12 protein-coding genes are annotated in these 20507 nt (G+C 54.5%); 8 read left to right on the top strand and 4 right to left on the bottom strand.

Annotated features, from left to right (window positions below; all coding sequences use genetic code 11):
* Nucleotides 1–113: 113 nt before the first annotated feature.
* On the top strand, nt 114–1571 hold the full coding sequence (gene rpsA / locus BQ8011_RS06580) for a 30S ribosomal protein S1 (RefSeq protein WP_009409460.1): 1458 nt from the start codon (nt 114–116) through the stop codon (nt 1569–1571).
* A gap of 258 nt (nt 1572–1829) precedes the next feature.
* Here the strand turns inward: rpsA and brnQ are convergent, their stop codons facing one another.
* Nucleotides 1830–3182 carry a branched-chain amino acid transport system II carrier protein gene (gene brnQ, locus BQ8011_RS06575; protein ID WP_072455814.1) on the bottom strand — a complete coding sequence of 451 codons (1353 nt, stop codon included), beginning with the start codon at nt 3180–3182 and terminating at the stop codon, nt 1830–1832.
* Nucleotides 3183–3281: 99 nt separating this feature from the next.
* Between brnQ and coaE the strand changes: the two genes are divergently transcribed.
* The 4 genes from coaE to BQ8011_RS06555 all read left to right on the top strand — a co-directional run bounded on the left by coaE (nt 3282) and on the right by BQ8011_RS06555 (nt 9165).
* Nucleotides 3282–3956, top strand: a complete 675-nt coding sequence (coaE, locus tag BQ8011_RS06570) for a dephospho-CoA kinase (protein WP_072457719.1) — start codon at nt 3282–3284, stop codon at nt 3954–3956.
* Between the two features lie 252 nt (nt 3957–4208).
* Entirely contained in the window at nt 4209–6029 is a 1821-nt protein-coding gene (locus BQ8011_RS06565) for a glycoside hydrolase family 16 protein (RefSeq protein ID WP_072455812.1), read from the top strand.
* Between the two features lie 190 nt (nt 6030–6219).
* Nucleotides 6220–8331, top strand: coding sequence for an excinuclease ABC subunit UvrB (uvrB, locus tag BQ8011_RS06560; RefSeq protein ID WP_072455810.1), 2112 nt, complete (start codon nt 6220–6222; stop codon nt 8329–8331).
* 81 nt (nt 8332–8412) lie between these two features.
* Nucleotides 8413–9165: a CDP-alcohol phosphatidyltransferase family protein gene (locus tag BQ8011_RS06555; RefSeq protein WP_231945288.1), complete on the top strand. Its 753-nt coding sequence runs from the start codon at nt 8413–8415 to the stop codon at nt 9163–9165.
* Here BQ8011_RS06555 and BQ8011_RS06550 read toward each other — a convergent pair.
* Nucleotides 9141–10055 carry a hypothetical protein gene (locus BQ8011_RS06550; protein ID WP_072455806.1) on the bottom strand — a complete coding sequence of 305 codons (915 nt, stop codon included), beginning with the start codon at nt 10053–10055 and terminating at the stop codon, nt 9141–9143. The two genes, BQ8011_RS06555 and BQ8011_RS06550, sit on opposite strands and share 25 nt — an antisense overlap.
* Before the next feature lie 210 nt (nt 10056–10265).
* Between BQ8011_RS06550 and BQ8011_RS06545 the strand changes: the two genes are divergently transcribed.
* The 3 genes from BQ8011_RS06545 to uvrA are packed head-to-tail and all read left to right on the top strand — an operon-like array spanning nt 10266 to nt 16560.
* Nucleotides 10266–11255, top strand: coding sequence for a TerC family protein (locus tag BQ8011_RS06545; protein WP_072455804.1), 990 nt, complete (start codon nt 10266–10268; stop codon nt 11253–11255).
* A 5-nt stretch (nt 11256–11260) separates the two neighbouring features.
* Entirely contained in the window at nt 11261–13672 is a 2412-nt protein-coding gene (locus BQ8011_RS06540) for an HAD-IC family P-type ATPase (protein ID WP_072455802.1), read from the top strand.
* A gap of 47 nt (nt 13673–13719) precedes the next feature.
* Nucleotides 13720–16560: an excinuclease ABC subunit UvrA gene (gene uvrA / locus BQ8011_RS06535; protein WP_072455800.1), complete on the top strand. Its 2841-nt coding sequence runs from the start codon at nt 13720–13722 to the stop codon at nt 16558–16560.
* Between the two features lie 67 nt (nt 16561–16627).
* Here uvrA and BQ8011_RS06530 read toward each other — a convergent pair whose 3' ends face one another.
* Both BQ8011_RS06530 and BQ8011_RS06525 read right to left on the bottom strand, forming a co-directional pair.
* Nucleotides 16628–18541, bottom strand: a complete 1914-nt coding sequence (locus BQ8011_RS06530; protein ID WP_072455798.1) for an AMP-dependent synthetase/ligase — start codon at nt 18539–18541, stop codon at nt 16628–16630.
* Nucleotides 18542–18583: 42 nt separating this feature from the next.
* A complete protein-coding gene (locus BQ8011_RS06525) occupies nt 18584–20449 on the bottom strand; it encodes an AMP-dependent synthetase/ligase (protein WP_072455796.1) in 1866 nt (621 codons plus the stop codon).
* Nucleotides 20450–20507 lie beyond the last annotated feature (58 nt).

Raw genomic sequence — 20507 nt, 5'->3', positions numbered from 1 at the left:
CGGCCCCAGTCTGTTAGAATGCTCAAGGTACTGCTGTGTGCGATAGCCATTTGCACCCTGCAGCCGCAATTGTCCATATCTAGTAATACGTCCGTTTCGGAGAACACAACTACATGACCAGCACCAACTCGCAGCCGGCAGTTTCAACGCCCCAGGTTGCAGTGAACGACATTGGGTCCCGCGAGGACCTGCTCGCCGCTATTGACGAGACCATCAAGTACTTCAACGATGGCGACATCGTCGAGGGCACTGTCGTCAAGGTTGACCACGATGAGGTCCTTCTTGACATTGGCTACAAGACCGAGGGTGTGATCCTCTCTCGCGAGCTTTCCATCAAGCACGATGTCAACCCGGACGATGTGGTTGCCGTTGGTGATCAGATCGAGGCCCTGGTTCTCCAGAAGGAGGACAAGGAAGGTCGCCTGCTCCTGTCGAAGAAGCGTGCACAGTACGAGCGCGCCTGGGGACAGATCGAGAAGGTCAAGGAAGAAGACGGCGTTGTTACCGGTACCGTCATCGAGGTTGTCAAGGGCGGCCTGATCCTAGACATCGGCCTGCGTGGCTTCCTTCCTGCATCCCTCGTTGAAATGCGTCGCGTTCGCGATCTCGCACCCTACATCGGTCGTGAGATCGAAGCCAAGATCATTGAACTGGACAAGAACCGCAACAACGTTGTTCTGTCACGCCGCGCATGGCTTGAGCAGACCCAGTCTGAGGTTCGCACCAACTTCCTGCACACCCTTCAGAAGGGCCAGGTCCGCAGTGGTGTCGTGTCCTCCATCGTGAACTTCGGTGCATTCGTTGATCTCGGCGGCGTTGACGGTCTGGTTCACGTCTCCGAGCTTTCGTGGAAGCACATTGATCACCCCTCAGAGGTCGTCGAGGTTGGCCAGGAAGTCACCGTCGAGGTCTTGGACGTCGACATGGACCGCGAGCGCGTGTCGCTCTCGCTCAAGGCCACCCAGGAAGATCCGTGGCAGACCTTCGCGCGCACCCACGCCATCGGCCAGGTTGTGCCCGGCAAGGTCACCAAGCTCGTTCCCTTCGGCGCATTCGTGCGTGTTGAAGACGGAATTGAAGGTCTGGTTCACATCTCCGAGCTCGCTCAGCGTCACGTTGAGCTGCCCGAGCAGGTCGTCAAGGTTGGCGACGAGGTCTTCGTCAAGGTCATCGATATCGACCTCGAACGTCGTCGTATCTCGCTGTCCCTGAAGCAGGCCAACGAGCGCGTCGATCCCAACTCTGAAGAGTTTGATCCTTCGCTCTACGGCATGGCCGCTGAGTACGACGAAGAGGGCAACTACAAGTACCCCGAAGGCTTCGATCCCGAAACCCAGGAATGGATGGAAGGCTACGAGGCACAGCGTGAGGCTTGGGAAGCTCAGTACGCACAGGCTCAGGCTCGTTGGGAAGCCCACAAGGCTCAGGTTGCAAAGGCTCTTGAAGAGGACGCCGAAGCAGCTCCCGCAGTTGAAGAGCAGGCCTCGTACTCGACCCCGGTCGACTCCGAAGGCACCCTCGCTTCTGACGAGGCACTTGCAGCACTTCGTGAGAAGCTGACCAACAACTGAATCGCAGCGCCTAAGCGCTCATAGTCAGTTCTGGGGCCCCGGTGAAAACCGGGGCCCCAGGTTTTTTGTTGGCATTGTGCGGCGATACCGCTGTCACTGTTCGGCCGGTGAATGGGAGAAACTGTTAGTGACGAGAGCGCATTACTTGATCCAGATTCTTCATTGAAGCGCAGGACGAAGCGTCCGCTAAGCTCTCTATACCAAAGAGTGTGGCCCGTCTCTTTCGAGACGGGCCACTTCAGTACCAGCGCGCGATAATTATTCCTGAGTGCGCTTGGATAAGACGATATCGGCGAGCAGACCAAGGAGAGCTGCGCCCAATGAGGGAAGAACCCAACCAAGCTGAAGATCCTGCCCGGGACTCCACGCAAGCACAGGAGAAGCGAAGGTCAAGATTCCCAGCGAGATCGCAGTGGTTAGAAGTGACCATAGGCTGGCAACCCAGACTCCCAGGCGGAATGTCCAATGAATGCGCATCGAGTAGCGCAGCGGATGCGTGACGATCGTAACGAAGATGATTGAAATTGCGATTGGGTAGAGGAAGGTAATAATCGGCACCGCAACGTTGAGCACTGCCTTGAGTCCGGCTGATGCCAAGACGAAGGAAATGATCGTGAACCCAACGAGCCAGGTTTTGTAGGGGATCCGCGGAATAAGTCGCTCGAAGAACTCCGAGGTTGCGGCAAGAAGGCCAACCGCAGTTGTCATGCACGCGGTGAGAACGATCAATCCGAAGACGACCTGTCCGGCAGTTCCCATGGTGATGCGTGAAGCGTCGGCCAAGAGTGCAGCCCCGTCGGAGTAGCTTTGACCGCTGGGAATGACGTGACCGATCAGGCCGAGTCCAACGTAGACTAGGCCAAGTAAAATGCCAGCGATTACACCGGCAGAGCTGGTCTTGCGAACGAGCTTGATCCCGCTGAGTCCGCCTTCTCCCTGATCGAAAGATGCAACAACGATAATTCCAAATGCAAGAGCTGCGATGGAATCCATCGTCATGTAGCCATCAAGGAGACCTGCGGTTAGGGGAGCGCTTGCGTATTGCCCAACCGGAGCAGCCTCTGAAGGCGGTAGCTTCGCCAAAGACAAAAAGACCAAGAGCACGAGTAAAACAAGCAGGACAGGGGTCAGGATTTTACCGAGGTGATGGATGATCTGTCTCGGGTTCCATGACAAGAACAACGCGATGCCGAAAAAGCATGCGTTGAAGACTAACGATGAAACGAAAGCGGTTGAATGAATGAGCGGTGCGACGGCCGTCGAGAAGGAAACAGCACCGGTTCGTGGCAGAGCATAGAAGGCGCCGATCGACAGATAAACCATGCATGAGAAAGCAATTCCAAAATACTTGCCTCCGCGGCCAGACAGATCACGCAGGTCACTTCCCGATAATGCGATTGCAATGATCGCAATGACGGGAAGCGCGACGCCACCAATGAGGAAGCCAATCATGGCTAAGTTAAAGTGCGTACCTGAGTTCGCTCCCATAATTGGAGGGAAAATCAGGTTTCCCGCACCAAAGAACATCGAAAACAGCGTGAGCGATGTTGCGATCAGCAAGCCCGTTCCCTGCGAGCGCCTGCTGTGTGTAGTCGTCGTCGATTCAGTCACAATAATGCTTCAAACCCTCTAGAAGTGATAAGTACTCCTGAGATTCTGTCATTTCATACCTCTTTAGCCAAGTGCTGTTCATTGTTCTACGCTTCAGATGTGAACACTCTCATTTGCTCAGGTTCATCGAGCGCTATTCTCTTACGAGCGATTCCCGAGGCGCATCCCTTGGGACCATCCCACGTGCTTGCTCTCAGCGGGGGAATCGGCGCCGGTAAGTCCACGCTCGCGCGCGCTTTACGAGGCCTCGGCGCGCACATTGTCGACGCGGACGAACTTGCGCGCGAGGTACTTTCCCCCGATCATCCCGTCTACGAGGCGGTGCTTGTGAATTTTGGGAGTGACCTTGTCGGAGCAGGCGGGGTACTTGACCGACAGCTCTTAGCCCAACGCGCTTTTTCTTCAGCCGAAGGTACAGCTCTGCTTAATTCACTTACTCATCCAGCAATCGCTGCTTTGGCGCAGGAACGTCTTGCGCAAGCTGGAGACGGGAAGCTCGCTGTCTATGATGTGCCACTACTGACAAGGCACGAAGATGCGGATGCATTCGATGGGGTCATCATGGTGAGTGCTCCGTTGGATGTGCGTCTTGACCGTTTGGAAAAACGCGGGATGAGTAGGCAAGAAGCGGCAGTGCGCATCAGCAGGCAAGTGAGTGACGAGCAGCGTCGGGGCATTGCCTCGATATGGGTCGACAACTCAGGCAGTGAAGAAGATCTGACAAATCTGACCCGTACCTTCGTTGCGCGTTGGCTGAGCCCCTCGGGGATTTAACCGAATATAGGCTTCAGTATTCGCCCAGTTTTCCCATTATTTCAATGGGAAATCTTCAACTATTAATCCGGAAATCACTCAGGAAAAACCAGGTTTACCTGCAACTATAGATTTGAACATGTAAGTAAACCGGTATCGGCCTGAGCGCCGGGAATCAGAGATTGCGCTGGTCCATTGATTTGGCAGCTTCTCGTACGTGATACGGGATGACCTCTGGTTTCGTAGTCGACATTTGCCGCAGAGTGAGGATAAATGGCACACGTAAAGACGAATCGTTTTTCGGGGAATAGAGCTGTGCGTACGCTTGGAACATTGGCGCTCGGTGCAGCGATGACGGTGGGAGGACTGTCTTTTGCAAGCGCAGGCGATGTTCAGCCGACTCCCAATGAAGTTCAAGCCCTGGGATACAACACTCTGATCTTTCAGGATGAATTCACCGGAAATGAACTTGACACTTCGAAGTGGGGATACGAATACTCCTGCTTTGACCCGAAAACGCGCTCACAGGCCCAGTACACCGATTCGAAGGAGAATGCGTCCGTCTCGGGTGGAAATCTCCATTTGACCGCGAAGTATGAGCCAACGCGTCAAAAGTATGACAGTCGCTCGCGTTCAATGATCACGGTCGACCGTGAATGCACTCGAACGGTCAATGGGCGCTCCGAAACCTACAAAGCTCCTTTCACATCAGCAATGGTTCAGACGCGCGACAACAAAGGCATAAAGTACGCCGCCTATGGCGACTTCTATGCTGAGGCACGTATCAAACTCCCTAGTGCCGTTGCATCGTGGCCAGCATTTTGGATGACCGGTATTGCCCCGGCATCTTTCCCGGCTCACGGTGAGATTGACGTCGTCGAAGCTAAAGGATGGGATCCGAACTTCCTACAAGCGAATGTTCATACACCTCGGGTCGGGAATCCTCAAAAGACTGAGCAGCACATGGGACAGCTCGGAGGCGATGGTACTTCGCAGACTCAGTTCCATACCTATGGTGTGGAAAAGAACGGGAACTCAATCACCTTCTATTTGGATGGGAAGCGGGGACACACCGTCACTTACGATCAAGTTAAAGGAGATAACCCCTTTATCAATGATGCCAATGGCATGGTGCTTCGTCTCAACCACATGGTTGGGGGTTCTTTCCTAGCCTCTGAGCGTGGTGATACGACGTACACCGATGCGATTAAGTTCAAGGAAGCCTATCAAGGTGCTGGTTCCGACATGCTCGTTGACTACGTCCGTGTGTGGAAGAAGAACAGCAATGCCACGAGCGAGCCAGCCCCGCTTCCCTCAACGGCTACCGCCGATCCAGAACCTAGTACTCAACCGACTGTGACGACGGCGCCTGCTCCCATGCCGACTACTGCGGCCCCTCAGCCTTCGAGTGAAGTAACAGTGCAACCGAGCGTGCCTGCTCAGCCCACAAGCGCAGCCCCCTCCACTCAGCCCACGGCCTCGGTCGCACCCATGCCGGTACCGACTGTTTCAGCGCCCACGCCTTCCGAAGATCCAAAGGCTACGCCGCGACCAACCACTGTAGCGCCCTCTACTCAGCCCACGGCCTCGGAACCGGTGGCGTCTGCAACTACGCAGCGTCCCCCGCGAGCTCGTCGAAGCAGCGATGCTACAGCGCCGGCTCAGCCTACGGAAGCAGCAAGCTCAACCCTACCTACGCGCCCAGAGGCGACGGCATCGGCGCCATCTGAAGCACCTGCGAATCCTTCGACTGAAGGAGCAGGAGACACATCGGTGAACCAGCCTGATGCCTCACCGTCCAATGAGCAACCTGCGCTTTCGCAGCTTCTTCCGCAACCCTCGCACGAACGTGAGATTGGTGCCGGTCAAAGCGCAATCACGTCCACCAATGAGGCGGACACGCAAAACGCCGTTGTCGCGCGAAACGCAGAAGCTGCCTCTGCTCAGAATCCAAATTCTGCACGCACACTCGCCGCAACAGGAAGTAACTCCATTGGGTTTGTGTTCGCTGGACTCTTGGCAGTAGTGGGAGTGCTGATGCTCGCTTGGCCGACGCCTGCAACTGCTCAACACATGAGCCCTCGGCGTAAATGAGGCATAGCTTCCTAACAACGTACGAAGCAGTGCACAAGGGGTCGGTGCAGGCAATCTTCATCTCGAAGAACGCCTGCACCGACCTTATGCGTCGTAAGTGAGGCCGACCATCACGATCCTCGAATCCTAAGTTCGCTATCTTTGCGGCGGTGAGCGCGCAGAACCTCCGAGAATTCCTTAGCCTAAGACTATGAGCGATACCCCCATCCTTCGTCAGGAATACCCCTTTGAAGTGATTTCTGAATACACCCCGTCGGGTGACCAGCCGAAGGCTATTCACGAGCTTGCCGAGAGACTTCGCGCGGGTGAACAAGACATTGTTCTGCTGGGGGCTACGGGAACCGGTAAGAGCGCGACAACGGCGTGGCTGATCGAGGAAATTCAGCGTCCAGCTTTGGTTTTGGAACCCAACAAGACCTTGGCTGCGCAGCTAGCTGCAGAGTTTCGCCAGCTGTTGCCCAAGAATGCGGTCGAGTACTTCGTCTCGTACTACGACTACTATCAGCCGGAAGCTTACGTTCCTCAGACCGATACTTTTATCGAAAAAGACTCGTCGATCAACGAAGAAGTCGAACGGCTACGTCACAGTGCGACAAATTCTTTGCTGACTCGCCGTGATACCGTCGTTGTTTCTTCCGTTTCATGTATTTACGGCCTTGGTACGCCGGAAGAATATGTCGCACGAATGATTGAGCTGAGTCGAGGAATGACGATTGACCGCGATGACCTCCTGCGGGCGTTCATTTCCATGCAGTATGCGCGAAACGACCTTGGATTCACGCGCGGGACCTTCAGAGTGCGCGGGGATACCGTCGAGATCATTCCCGTCTATGAAGAACTGGCAATCAGGATTGAAATGTTTGGCGATGAGATTGATTCTCTTGCTGTACTCCATCCTGTAACGGGCAATGTCATTAAAGAAGTCGATCATGTTTATCTCTTTCCTGCCTCGCACTATGTTGCGGGCGAAGAACGAATGAAACGTGCAATTGCTTCGATTGAGGCGGAGCTTGAAGAGCGTCTTGAATGGTTCGAATCACAGGGGAAATTGCTCGAGGCGCAGCGTCTGCGAATGCGCACAACCTATGACTTGGAGATGCTCAAAGAAATCGGGACATGTGCGGGTGTCGAAAACTACTCACGCCATATTGATGGGCGCGAGGCAGGTACTCCGCCTCATACTCTTCTCGATTACTTCCCTGATGACTTTGTACTCGTTATTGATGAATCGCATGTGACAGTTCCCCAAATCGGAGCAATGTTTGAAGGGGATATGTCGCGCAAACGTACATTGATCGAGCATGGCTTCCGCTTGCCTTCGGCAATGGACAACCGGCCGCTGAAATGGGATGAATTTACCGAGCGCATTGGTCAGACCGTGTACCTTTCAGCCACGCCAGGATCCTATGAACTCGATAGGTCCGATGGGGTAGTGGAACAGATCATTCGCCCCACGGGTCTTGTCGATCCGAAGGTTGTGGTTAAGCCGACTCAAGGCCAAGTTGATGACCTTCTCGAGCAGATTCGTGAGCGTGTCGAGCGTGACGAACGCGTTCTTGTGACAACGCTGACAAAGAAGATGGCTGAGGACCTGACGACGTACCTTGCCGAGCGCGGAGTGAAGGTTGAATACCTGCACTCAGATGTCGATACCCTGAGACGAGTTGAGCTTTTGCGTGAGTTGCGTTTGGGAACTTTCGACGTTCTTGTGGGAATTAACCTTTTGAGGGAAGGTTTGGACCTTCCGGAAGTTTCTCTCGTTTCAATCTTGGACGCAGACAAGGAGGGCTTCCTGCGTTCGACTCGTTCTCTCATTCAGACGATTGGGCGCGCCGCGCGTAATGTCTCTGGCGAAGTTCACATGTACGCCGATGACATCACCGATTCGATGCGTGCTGCAATCGACGAAACCGAACGGCGCCGTGAAATTCAGATCGCGTACAACACCGAACACGGTATTGATCCCAAGCCTCTGCGTAAAAAGATTGCAGATGTCACGGACATGCTCGCTCGTGAAGAAGTCGACACAGCAGAGTTGCTCGAGGGCGGATATAGGCGCGAACGCGTAGCCAGCGATATTCGCGCCGATGAGATGGCTTCGTTTGCGGGGCGTGAAGGCTTAACGCGCACACGCGAAGAACTTGCTCAGATGGCCGAAAGTGATTTGGAAGCACTGATCCGTCAGCTTTCTGATCGAATGATGGAGGCAGCTCAGGATCTTCAATTTGAGCTTGCGGCAAGGCTTCGTGATGAACTCAGTGAACTGAAGAAAGAACTTCGCGCGATGAAAGCCGCTCACTAACGACTTGTGGAAAGTGGTAGGTATTGCTCAGAGAAACGCTTAAGATAGGTACGTTCTTGTTCGCGACTTTGGGAGTCGATTGTGTCTACGACGGCGCACACGCAAACGCGTCCCGTTCCTTTTCATAAGCGTGCTATGGCATGGGGTGCTCACGCCTTCACTCTGACCGGTGTTCTCTGGGCAACACTTGCAACGATTGCTCTCTTCGAAGGGCATATCCGCCATATGTGGTTGTGGCTGGGAATCGCACTTCTCGTTGACGCCGTCGACGGCTCAATCGCGCGGGCAGTTCGCGTCAGTGAATACGCGCCTGGCTTCGATGGGGCAACTCTGGACAATATCGTTGACTATCTGACGTGGACTTTCATCCCTGCTCTGTTCATGGCCTTCCACCTTCCTTTTGGATCGCGGGCACTTGGTATCGGCATGGCCCTGTTGGTCTGCATCTCATCGATGTTCTGCTACTGCAATGTGTCGCTGAAAACCCCTGACCACTACTTCATGGGATTCCCGGCTGCTTGGAATGTCGTAGCTGCAATTATGTGGATTTTCCAGACTGGCGCGGTTTTCAACGTTGTTGCCACGGTTATTTTGGCGGTACTGACGGTCGCTCCGATTGCCTTCGTTCATCCATTCAGAGTCGGGCGTTTGCGTGCACTTAACATTGTGGCGGCACTGGTGTGGGTTGCTGCGACGGCAGCGCTCGTTGCCTACGCCCCTGTACGCCCAATCATCCTCACAGGAATTTGGTGGGTTGCCGGGATTTGGATCCTCGTTGTGAGCGCAATCCGTTCCATCCAGGGGATTCCTCAGGAGTTGCGTGACGCGGAGTAGCGTTTCACCAGTCGCGAGTTTTGGACCGAGCGCCACACTTCAGTTGCGATTGACGCGAGGATCATCAGAGCGACAATGACAACCACCGATCCTGGGTATCCGCGTCCGTGGATCCAAAAGTAAACGTATGGCGAGATAAAGGTCACCAGCGCGACGATCGCACCGGCGTAGCGCTCCAGTGGCCTCGAGGCGGTGATCATTGCGAGGATTCCCCAGGTGTAGGGAACTGCGGTCAGGACGTCGATCGACCACAAGACGAGGACTGATCCATGGAATTGTGGGACGAAGATCACCGGTAGGGCGCGCAATGAGGAGTACACAAAAACCACGAGGTAGACCCATACACGCGGATCTTTGAGGATTCGGGTGATCAGCGAACGCTTGTAGACCGTGACCCCGCTGGCTTCGATTTGGTGTACGAGGCCGTGTGGAGTTCGCGTTGCATTCATCCCCTGGAGAGCCTCACGAAAGCCTGGATCAGGGAGCAACTCGTGAACGAGCTTGCTGACTCTCAAGGCAAAGACTGTGCGCTCTTTGGAGTGCTCGGCCCCAACGTTAACAAAAAGATGGAACAAAGGACCGGCAAGGCGCTTAAGTTCCTCGCGATTGATGGGGCCGATGAGCCAGATAATTCCGCGGTGTTCCAGTGCGTTGCGTACTTCGGTAAAAAAGAGATCAGTGTTTGCAAGGACAGAAGGATCAAGTTCACGTACCTCACGTCTACCCAATTCAGCGAGACGTGAGACTCCGGCGGCGTGAGCGAGGCGAGTAGTATCAAATGCGCACGAGCGTACAACCGGGAGCTCAAAAGGGGCCTGGGTTGACCCGAAAAGGGTCTCCTTCAGGCGACGCAGTCGGGAAATCTGGGCTGCAGGGTCTTTAACGCTCACCCCATCGAGTTTAGAGCACTGCGGTGTGAAGCTCTTAACGACTTGGCATTCTTATGTAGGAGTGTGAGCAGAATCGTTGTTACTCTATGAGTGAGGGGAGTACTCCCACGAAGCGCACCATCGTCAACGCGGTATCGCCTCGGTACCCGGTGTTGCCGCCCAATAATGGGTGGGAAGAGACCTCAAGCCTCACTCCCTGAAAGGTCACTTGTGGACGTACACATCCTTGGCTGGATCGGCCTAGCCATCGTTGTTATTGCGCTGATTACGACCGATATTGTTGGACACGTACGTAAACCTCATGCACCATCGATGAAAGAAGCGACAGCGTGGACTTTGGGCTACGTTGCTCTTGCGGTTGCTTTCGGTGTTGCTATCTGGGCTATCTATGGTCCAAGCTTTGCCATCCAGTTCTACAGCGGCTACATGATGGAATGGTCGCTCTCGCTGGATAATCTCTTTGTTTTCGTCATCATCATGTCCTCCTTTAGGGTTCCTCGTGAATTTCAGCAGAAGGCATTATTGGCGGGCATCATTTTGGCGCTGATCTTCCGCGCTTTCTTCATCGTTGTCGGTGTCACGCTAGTCAATCGCTTTACGTGGATGTTCTTCTTCTTTGGTGCGTGGCTCTTGTGGACCGCTTATTCCCAGGCACGGGAGGGCGCCTCGGAAGAACAAGAAGAGGAAGAAGTTGAAGAGAATCGCTTTGTTCGTTTTGTCCGCCGTATCTTCCCGGTGACCGATGGCTATATCGGTGATCGCTTCTTTTACCGGCACAGCGGGCGCACTTCCGTTACTCCGCTCTTCCTTGTCGTTCTTGCATTGGGGTCGGCAGACCTCATGTTCGCACTCGATTCAATTCCTGCGATTCTTGGGCTCACCACGGAGTCCTATTTGGTCTTTGCCTGCAATGCCTTCGCTCTTCTTGGCCTTCGTCAGCTCTTCTTCCTCATCGACGGTCTTTTGGAGAAGCTTGTCTTCCTGAACTACGGCCTTGCTGTGATTCTTGGATTCATTGGCATCAAGCTTGTTCTTCATGCCATGCACGAGAACTCCGTGCCCTTCATTAACGGCGGCCAGCCGATCCACTCCGTACCGGAGATTGGTATTCCCATTTCTTTGGGCGTTATTGCCGGTACCTTGATCATTACCGTTATTACTTCGCTTATTCATTCTCGCCGCCAGAAGACCAGGAGCTAGCCCAAGTGACAACGAACACGCCAGAAACTACAATCACCGGCTTAACGAGGCAAGAAGTTGAAGCCCGACGCCAGGCCGGGCAGCTCAATGTCACGAAGTTGCCCTCTTCTCGCTCATTGGCCTCGATCATCCGAGCAAATGTCTTGACTCTGTTTAACGCGATCCTCAGCGTTGCGATGGTCATTGTGATTGTTTTCGGATCCTGGCAAGACGCAGTTTTTGGCGGAATCATGATCATTAATGCGATCATCGGAATTTTTTCCGAAGTGCGCGCGAAGCGGACCCTAGACAACCTCGCAATAGTCGATGCTCCGCGGGCACAAGTACGTCGAGATGGCCTCACTGAACAGATCGATGTCGACGATATCGTTCTTGACGATATCGTCGAGCTCCGTTTGGGTGACCAAATTGCGGCTGATGGCGAAATCCTCGAGGTATCCGGCCTCGAAATTGACGAATCGATGCTGACCGGCGAATCGCGCCCAGTCCTGAAACAACTTGGCGATCAGGTTCTTGCAGGCACATCGGTTGTCGCTGGTTCCGGATTGATGCATGTCCAAGCGGTGGGAGCTGACCTGTATGCGCAGGGAATCGCTCGCCACGCACGGACTTTCTCTTTGGCAACTTCTGAAATCCAGCAGGGGATCAATAAGATTCTTCGCGTTATTTCGGTCGCCCTGCCGCCGATTATTCTGCTGACCTTATGGTCACAGACTCGCATTGCCGGTGACGGAGTTCCTCATGCGTGGCAGCACGCTTTAGTCTTGGCTGTTGCGAGCGTCGTCGGAATGATCCCTCAAGGTTTGGTTCTCCTGACCTCGATGAATTTCGCAATTGGATCTGCAACTTTGGCCCGTCGAGGCGCGCTTGTTCAAGAACTTCCGGCTGTTGAGGTTCTGGCCCGCGTGGATGCTCTGTGCTTGGACAAGACAGGGACACTGACCACCGGTGGCATTCGTTTGCGTTCGCTCGAAGTTCTTGACACGCACGATTTCGATAAGGAACTGTTTACTGCTCTTCGCGTTCTTAATGATGATGAGACCAACGCGACTGCCCATGCGGTAAAGGAATACCTGGACTCAGATTCTTCCTTACCCTTAGAGCAATGCGCGGATTCCTGGACGATTCCCTTCTCTTCTGCACGAAAATGGGCAGCGTGGGGGAGTGCGGAGTCCTCGATCGTGATGGGTGCTCCTGAGATGCTCATCGATGGGATCGAGGAACTTGAAGGTCTTCGTCAGAAAGTCCGCCTGTACGCCGAGGAAGGATTGCGTGTCCTCGTCGTTGTTCGCTACGGCCAAAAAGTTCATGACCAGACACTTCCTGCGCATCCCTTGCCTCTTGCGTTGCTTGTCCTTGAGGAAGACCTTCGAGACGATGCTCGTGAGACCTTGGCCTATTTCCGCAGGCAAGGAGTGCGCGTTCGGATTATTTCTGGAGATAGCCCGACAACCGTTGCCGCACTGGCAGCTCAAGTTGGTTTGCAATCACCAGATGGCAATGCGCCTCAAGCATTCGATGCACGCCAGCTTCCGAGCGATCCGACCTCACCCGAATTCTTGGCGATCGTTGAGTCTACTGATGTCTTTGGGCGCGTGACTCCCGAACAGAAACGTGCATTGGTTAAAGCTCTTCAGACTCAAAAACACTGCGTCGCGATGACAGGTGATGGCGTCAATGACGCCCTTGCTCTCAAAGATGCGGATCTTGGCATTGCAATGGGTAACGGCGCCGCAGCGACAAAAGCGGTTTCGCAGCTTGTTTTGGTCGATCAGAAGTTCTCTGTATTACCGAGCGTTCTGGGTGAGGGCCGACGCATCATGGCGAATATGGAGCGCGTCTCTTCTCTGTTCCTCGCCAAGACAACCTACGCCACACTCTTTGTGATTCTGAGCGCGATTTTTGCATGGCGCTATCCTTTCCTCCCACGCCACTTCACCTATGTCGACACTCTGACCATTGGTATCCCCGCGTTCTTTATTGCGCTTGGGCCAAACAATAGGCGTTATGTTCCAGGCTTCCTCGTTCGAACCCTCTCTTTGGCTATCCCGAGCGGCATTGTCCTTGGCGTGAGCGCTCTTGCCGTCTATTCCTCGGTTGGAAATGGAACCACGCTCGGATCCACTGCGGCAGCTCTTACTGTGTTGATCGCGGGGCTGTGGTTGCTGTCAATTACTGCGCGTCCTCTTGTACCTTGGCGCATTGCACTCATTTGTACGATGGCCGCCGGGGGAGTACTCGGTGTCTTCATTCCCGTTGCCCGTCAATTCTTTGCTTTCGACTGGCCTTCAGCTTCCTTGTGGCCTGTTATCGTGTGTGCTGGCCTGTGTGCCGGTGCTGTGATTGAGGCGTTCTCACGTGTCCTCTATTTGGGTCGGCTTCGTGAAGCTGAAGAAGAAGGTCGCGCACGCGATTAAGAACACATGTTCGAGAAAAAGAACGTGTCAACACGTAAACTGATTGGGTGCATGATCAGTTAATTGTCCGCGGTGCGCGCGAGCACAATCTCAAGGGTGTCGATCTTGACCTCCCTCGCGATTCGATGATTGTCTTTACAGGATTGTCAGGCTCGGGCAAGTCCTCTCTCGCTTTCGATACAATTTTCGCTGAAGGACAACGACGCTACGTCGAATCTCTGTCCTCATACGCGCGGCAATTCCTCGGCCAGATGGATAAGCCCGACGTTGATTTCATCGAAGGACTGTCCCCGGCGGTTTCGATCGACCAAAAGTCGACATCGCGTAATCCTCGCTCAACGGTGGGCACAATTACCGAGATCCACGATTACCTGCGTCTGTTGTATGCGCGCGCTGGTATCGCCCACTGCCCAACATGTGGTGCGCGTATCCAAGCTCAGACTCCACAGCAGATTGTCGACCGCGTTCGCTCAATGCCGGAGGGCACGCGCTTCCAGGTACTAGCTCCTGTAGTTCGTGGGCGCAAGGGTGAATATCAAGATCTTCTTGAAGAGCTCAAAGCTTCCGGATATGTACGTGCGATTATCGACGGACAATTGATGCGTTTGGAAGAGGTTCCACCTCTCGAGAAGAAGCTCAAGCACACGATTGAAGTTGTCGTTGATCGCCTTGTCGTCCGCGAAGGTATGCGTCAGCGTTTGACCGATTCTGTTGAAACATCGCTGCGTTTATCCGATGGTCTTGTCGTGATTGATTGCATTGATCTCGATGAGGATGATCCCGAGCGTCGCCGCAAGTATTCAGAGAAACGTTCGTGCCCCAATGACCACCCACTCGCTTTGGACGAGATTGAACCACGAACCTTCTCATTCAACGCTCCCTATGGCGCGTGTCCGGAGTGCTCAGGGCTTGGGTCGAAGCTCGAAGTCGATCCTGAACTTGTTGTTCCAGATGAGGAGCTTTCCCTCGCACAGGGCGCTGTCATAGTCTGGAATTCGAATTTTAAGTACCACAAGCACCTGTTGTCGGCGCTTTCTCAAGAACTCGGATTTTCCATGGACACTCCGTGGAAAGATCTCCCCGCTCAAGTTCGTGATGCCATCCTCAACGGTCGCAATTATGAGGTGAAGGTTAAATTCCGAAACCGCTGGGGACGTGAACGTTCCTACACGACTGGGTTTGAAGGTGCGCTGACTTACATTCAGCGCAAAAAAGAAGAAACCGAATCACAGCTCGTGGTTGACCGGATGGACTCCTACATGCGCGAGGTACCCTGTAGCGCGTGTCATGGAGCTCGGCTTCGTCCGGAAGTTCTTGCAGTCACTGTTGGCGATCTATCAATTGCTCAGCTTTCGGATCTGTCGATTAGTCAGGCGAAGAACCATCTGGATCATGTTGAGTTCGAGGAACGCTCCTCGGTCATTGCCGCACCGATCTTGACTGAAATTCGTGCGCGCTTGAACTTCCTCGTGGATGTGGGTTTGTCGTATTTGACCCTTTCACGAGGCGCTGCCACCCTCTCCGGCGGGGAGGCGCAGCGTATCCGCCTGGCAACACAGATCGGTTCAGGTCTTGTCGGTGTGCTCTATGTTCTCGACGAACCCTCGATTGGTCTTCACCAACGCGATAACCGCAAGCTTATTGCGACCTTGGAAAGACTTCGTGATCTTGGAAATACTCTGATTGTTGTCGAGCACGATGAAGAGACGATTGAAGCAGCTGACTGGATTGTTGACGTTGGTCCTGGCGCGGGTGAGAACGGCGGCTGGATTGTCCACAGCGGAACGCTTGACGAACTTCGCCGAAATAAGCGCTCTCTGACCGGTCAATATTTAAGTGGCAAGCGTTCAATCGCCATTCCCGCCACTCGGCGTCCGCACGATCCTCAGCGACAAATTACGGTGAAGGGCGCTTACGAGAACAATTTGCAAAACGTGACGGTTTCCTTCCCGCTCTCAACATTTATCGCCGTAACAGGTGTATCAGGTTCAGGAAAGTCGACTCTGGTCAACCAGATTCTCTACCGTTCACTGGCGACGCGCCTCAACGGTGCACGCCTAGTTCCAGGACGGCATCGCTCGGTTACTGGAACCGATGAGCTCGATAAAGTCGTGCATGTTGATCAGTCGCCGATCGGCCGTACGCCTCGCTCGAACCCCGCTACCTATACAGGTGTGTGGGATCAGATCCGCAAACTCTTTGCTGAGGTCCCTGAAGCGAAGCTGCGCGGTTACGGTCCGGGGCGCTTTTCTTTCAACGTCAAGGGAGGTCGCTGCGAATCCTGCAAGGGAGACGGTACTCTCAAGATTGAGATGAACTTCCTTCCGGATGTCTACGTTCCCTGCGAAGTCTGCCACGGCGCTCGCTACAACCGCGAAACGCTGGAGATTTTGTACAAGGGAAAGAGCGTCGCTGACGTCCTCAATATGCCCATTGCCGAGGCCGCAGAATTCTTCGCGCCTATCTCGCGTATCGCGCGCCACCTGAACACTTTGGTGGAAGTTGGATTGGGCTATGTGCGCCTCGGCCAGGCTGCGACCACGCTGTCGGGCGGTGAAGCACAACGAGTGAAACTTGCCTCAGAACTCCAACGACGCTCAACTGGCCGCACTGTCTACGTTCTCGATGAACCGACAACGGGTCTGCATACGGAAGATATCCGCAAGTTGCTGCTCGTCTTGCAAAGCCTCGTCGATAAGGGCAATACGGTCATCGTTATTGAGCATAACTTGGACGTTATTAAGAGTGCTGACTGGGTGATCGACATGGGACCCGAAGGAGGCAGCGGAGGTGGCACTGTTGTTGCCGAAGGTACTCCTGAGGAAGTCGCGCAGGTCGAGGAATCCTTTACCGGCCAATTCTTGGCAGAAATCTTCAACGGGAAGTAAGCACTTCTCAGATGTGTGAACAAGTTGTGTGGGGCGGCTAGATCTTTTCTAGCCGCCCCACACAACTTCACTGAGCTTCGGGAGTAGTCCCGGATTCGTAGAGAGCCTCTACCTCATCGGCGAAGTCCGCCAGAACGCGACGTCGCTTGAGCTTCAACGATGGGGTCATGTAGCCGTTCTCCACCGTGAATGCGGCATTAACAATCCGATAGCGTCGAATTGACTCCGCGCGTGAGACTTTCTTATTTGCTCTGGCAATGGCGCGCTCCAAAGACTCGCGAACTGCAGGGAGTTCGGCTGCTTGGGCCGCGTCCACGATGGGCAGTCCATGCGAGCGTAGCCATTCGGGGAGCATCTCGGTATCTAATGAGATGAGCGCGCCGATATAGGGGCGGTTATCACCGACGACGATGATGTTTGCGATAAGGGGGTGCGTGGAAAGAGCATCTTCCAAAATTTCTGGAGAAACATTCTTGCCACCCGCAGTGACGATCAGTTCCTTCTTTCGGCCAGTAATCCTCACGTGGCCTCGGTCGTCAATTGAAGCAAGATCTCCCGTCTTGAACCAGCCGTCAACGAAGGCCTCAGCTGTGGCCTCGGGAAGATTATGGTACCCGCGCGAAACGGAGATCCCGCGGACAAGGAGCTCACCATCGGAAGCCAACTTTGCTTGGTTACCCGGCCACACGAAACCAACACTGTCCGGCGGGAAATCCTCAGGGGTCTCGACGGTGATCGGGCCAGTCGTTTCGGAAAGTCCATAGCCCTGCAAGAGCGTAATACCCAAACCACGGTAGAAATTCGCGAGATCGAGAGCTAGGGGAGCGCCACCCGAAATAATCGTGTGCAGATTGGGGCCGAGAATCGCCTTGACCTTCGAGAGGACCAAAGCGTCGGCGACTCGCCCGCGAATCTTAAGCAATGTCGAAGGGCCAGGTGAGGGGATTTCCGAGGCGTCAGGGACCGGCGTCGTGTCGGGGAGCGGACCTGCAACCAGGGATTCGGGTCTGGGGGTGTTCGCGTATGCGGTAGCTTGAGATAATGCTCGTGCTTGCTGAGCGGCCCACGAGAACATACGTCCCTTAAAGCCGCCGCCAGCTTTGGCCGACGCAGCATTGAAAACCTTCTCCAAAACACGCGGAACGACAAGGAGCATACTCGGCTTGAAGGTGGCGATGTCATCAACCAGATTGCGCGTATCAGGGGAAAAAGCAACGACCCCTTGTCCTGCCAGCAAACAGTACATGACGAAACGTGCGAGGACGTGTGCAACTGGTAAGAACAGAAGCGAACGAGAACGCGGGTCGTTGATGAGGAGAGGTAAGAAGTCATAAGCCTGAAGCATTGGGCTAATGAAATTACCGTGAGTGAGCACGACGCCCTTGGGAACACCGGTGGTTCCGGAGGTGTAGATGATTGTCGCTTCGTCCTCGAGTGTTACTGCGTCAGTGCGCTCTCGAACTTTCTCGATCGGTACTGCAATTCCGGCCTGAGCCAAGACCCTTTGAGCACCCTTGTCGATCGATAAGATCTGTCGGACACCTTCGGTGCGAACAGACTGGACAAGTTCGGCTTGTTGAGATGTCGCAGTGATGACAATGCGAACATCGGCGTCTTTGAGGATATGGGCAATCTGGACGGCCGAGTCTGTTTCGTAGATCGGTACGGTGATCGCTCCACACGATAGAGCGGCAAGATCAACGAGTGCCCACTCGTAGGATGTGGGTGCAAGGATTGCCAGATGCTCTCCCGGTTCAAGTCCAAGTGCGATCAATCCACGAGCAAGCGAGTCCGCATCAGCAAGGAATTGATCGATGGTAACCGGCCGCCACGCCCCGACCGGAGAGCGGCGTTCGATCGCTACCTGTGAGGGGTAGTTTTCAGCACGCAAGCGAAGCATCTTCGGAATATTCATTTCGGGAGTTGCCTGTCGCGTAGCCGGAGACTCCCACGAACCGTCTGCAAGCCTGCGTACTGTCATCTGTTTTCCCTTTCGGTAATTGTTGCGATGAGGCCGAAGACGTCAGCGCTCGCGTCGTCGGAAGAAGAACCTGCGGCGCGGCTTTTCAGTGGCTTCAACTGGTCCACCGTAAAGTTCATCAATCTCGTGCGCGTAGTCCGAAATGACTTTGCGGCGACGAAGCTTCATCGAAGGGGTAACGTATCCGTTTTCTACGGTGAAGCTGGCGTCAATAATGCGGAACTTACGGATAGATTCCGCGCGAGAGACAGCCTTATTTGCGCGCTCGATTGCGCGCTCAAGCGAGGCCTGAACTTCAGGAAGTTGTGCGGCCTCGGCAGGGGAGCAGCGGGGCAGCCCGTGCTTGCGAAGCCAATCGGGGAGCATTTCGGCATCCAAGGTAATCAGAGCGCCGATGAAGGGACGTTGATCGCCGACGACAATGACGTTCGCGATGAGGGGGTGCGTTGCGAGCGCATCTTCAAGGACCTCGGGAGAAACATTCTTTCCACCAGCCGTCACAATAAGCTCTTTCTTGCGGCCAGTGATGGAGAGCTGACCGTTGCGCGAAATAGAACCGATATCGCCTGTGTGGAACCACCGTCCGTCGGGCATGACTGCCTGAGTTTCTTCGGGAAGGTGATAGTAGCCGGGCATCACTGCTTGACCTCGGACAAGGATCTCGCCATCCTTGGCAATTTTGATGAAATTACCGGGAAGAGGAAGCCCGACGGTCCCAATCGGGTTTGCTCCCAGATGCTGAACAGCGATCGGACCGGTCGTTTCTGATAGACCGTAGCCCTGGATAAGAGTGATTCCCATGCCAGCGTAGAACTGAGCGAGATCGGTAGCCAGTGGCGCGCCACCGGAAACGATGTAGCGCAAGTTTGGCCCGAGAACGGAACGAATTTTCTTAAGGACGAGTGCATCTGCGAGGCCGTGGCGGAGTTTCTTCGTTAGTGAAGGGCCGAAAGTGCGCTGCTGAGCGACAGAGTAGCTGCGCGCCTGCTTTGCACTCCACGCGAACATTCGTCCTTTAAGACCGCCACCGGCCTTTGAGGAAGCAGCGTTGTAGACCTTCTCAAGAACGCGAGGAACGACAAGCAAGATTGAAGGCTTGAACGCCTGGATATCAGGAAGCAAATTCTTGATATTCGGCGAGAAACCCAAAACGCCAGCACCAGAGAGCACGACGTGCATCACCAGACGTGCCAACACGTGCGCGACGGGGAGGAAGAGCAAGAGACGAGTATCAGGCGAGTCGATGACTGCGCCCAGCACCTGGCGTGTACCTGCAATTGTTGCGAGGAAATTCGCGTGGGTGAGCACGACTCCCTTCGGGACGCCCGTCGTGCCCGATGTATAGATGATCGTTGCGATCGATGAGGAGCTTAAAGATGAGCGACGCTCATTGATGTCATCGATTGAGACGCCGCGCGCGGCCCGCGCAATAGTGCGCAAGGCGCCTTGGTCGAAGCTTTCAATGGCTCGCGTGAAAGCGGGTGCAACCGTACGAACGAGTTCAGACTGTTGAGTTGTTGCGGTAAAGACGCGAACAACGTGTGCGTCTTCAAGGATGTGCTGAATCTGAGACGCTGAGTCAGATTCGTAGATGGGGACGGTAACTGCGCCAATGGAGAGCAAGGCAAGGTCCAGAAGCATCCACTCAAAGGATGTCGAAGCGAGGATTGCAACAGAGTCTCCAGAGTTAACACCCAGCCCGATAAGGCCACAGGCTGTGTATTCGACTTGACGCTGGAGCTCTGCAGCGGTCATTGAACGAACTGCACCAACTGAGCTTCGTGTTTCAACGACAACCTGATCTGGATGCGCTTCTGCTCGCCGCATGAAGAGATCCGGAAGTAGCTCGTCGCTGTGAATCGTGAACGTGGGCTTGATGGTGTATGAGCCATCGCGCAAGCGTTTCATTGCGTCTCCGTTTCGGACCTACTTTTCAGGTTGACACTAGGCATAGTAGCGCCAAAGT

It is taken from the genome of Actinomyces marseillensis (genome assembly GCF_900155605.1).
Taxonomy (GTDB): Bacteria; Actinomycetota; Actinomycetes; order Actinomycetales; family Actinomycetaceae; genus Pauljensenia; species Pauljensenia marseillensis.
Note: the sequence above shows the minus strand (reverse complement) of the source record. Positions and strands in the feature narration are given on the sequence as shown.

Excerpts from the sequence above, each read along its gene's own strand:
- rpsA (WP_009409460.1), top strand. The coding sequence starts at position 114 with ATGACCAGCACCAACTCGCAGCCGGCAGTTTCAACGCCCCAGGTTGCA.
- BQ8011_RS06565 (WP_072455812.1), top strand. The coding sequence starts at position 4,209 with ATGGCACACGTAAAGACGAATCGTTTTTCGGGGAATAGAGCTGTGCGT.
- uvrB (WP_072455810.1), top strand. The coding sequence starts at position 6,220 with ATGAGCGATACCCCCATCCTTCGTCAGGAATACCCCTTTGAAGTGATT.
- BQ8011_RS06530 (WP_072455798.1), bottom strand. The coding sequence starts at position 18,541 with ATGACAGTACGCAGGCTTGCAGACGGTTCGTGGGAGTCTCCGGCTACG.
- BQ8011_RS06525 (WP_072455796.1), bottom strand. The coding sequence starts at position 20,449 with ATGAAACGCTTGCGCGATGGCTCATACACCATCAAGCCCACGTTCACG.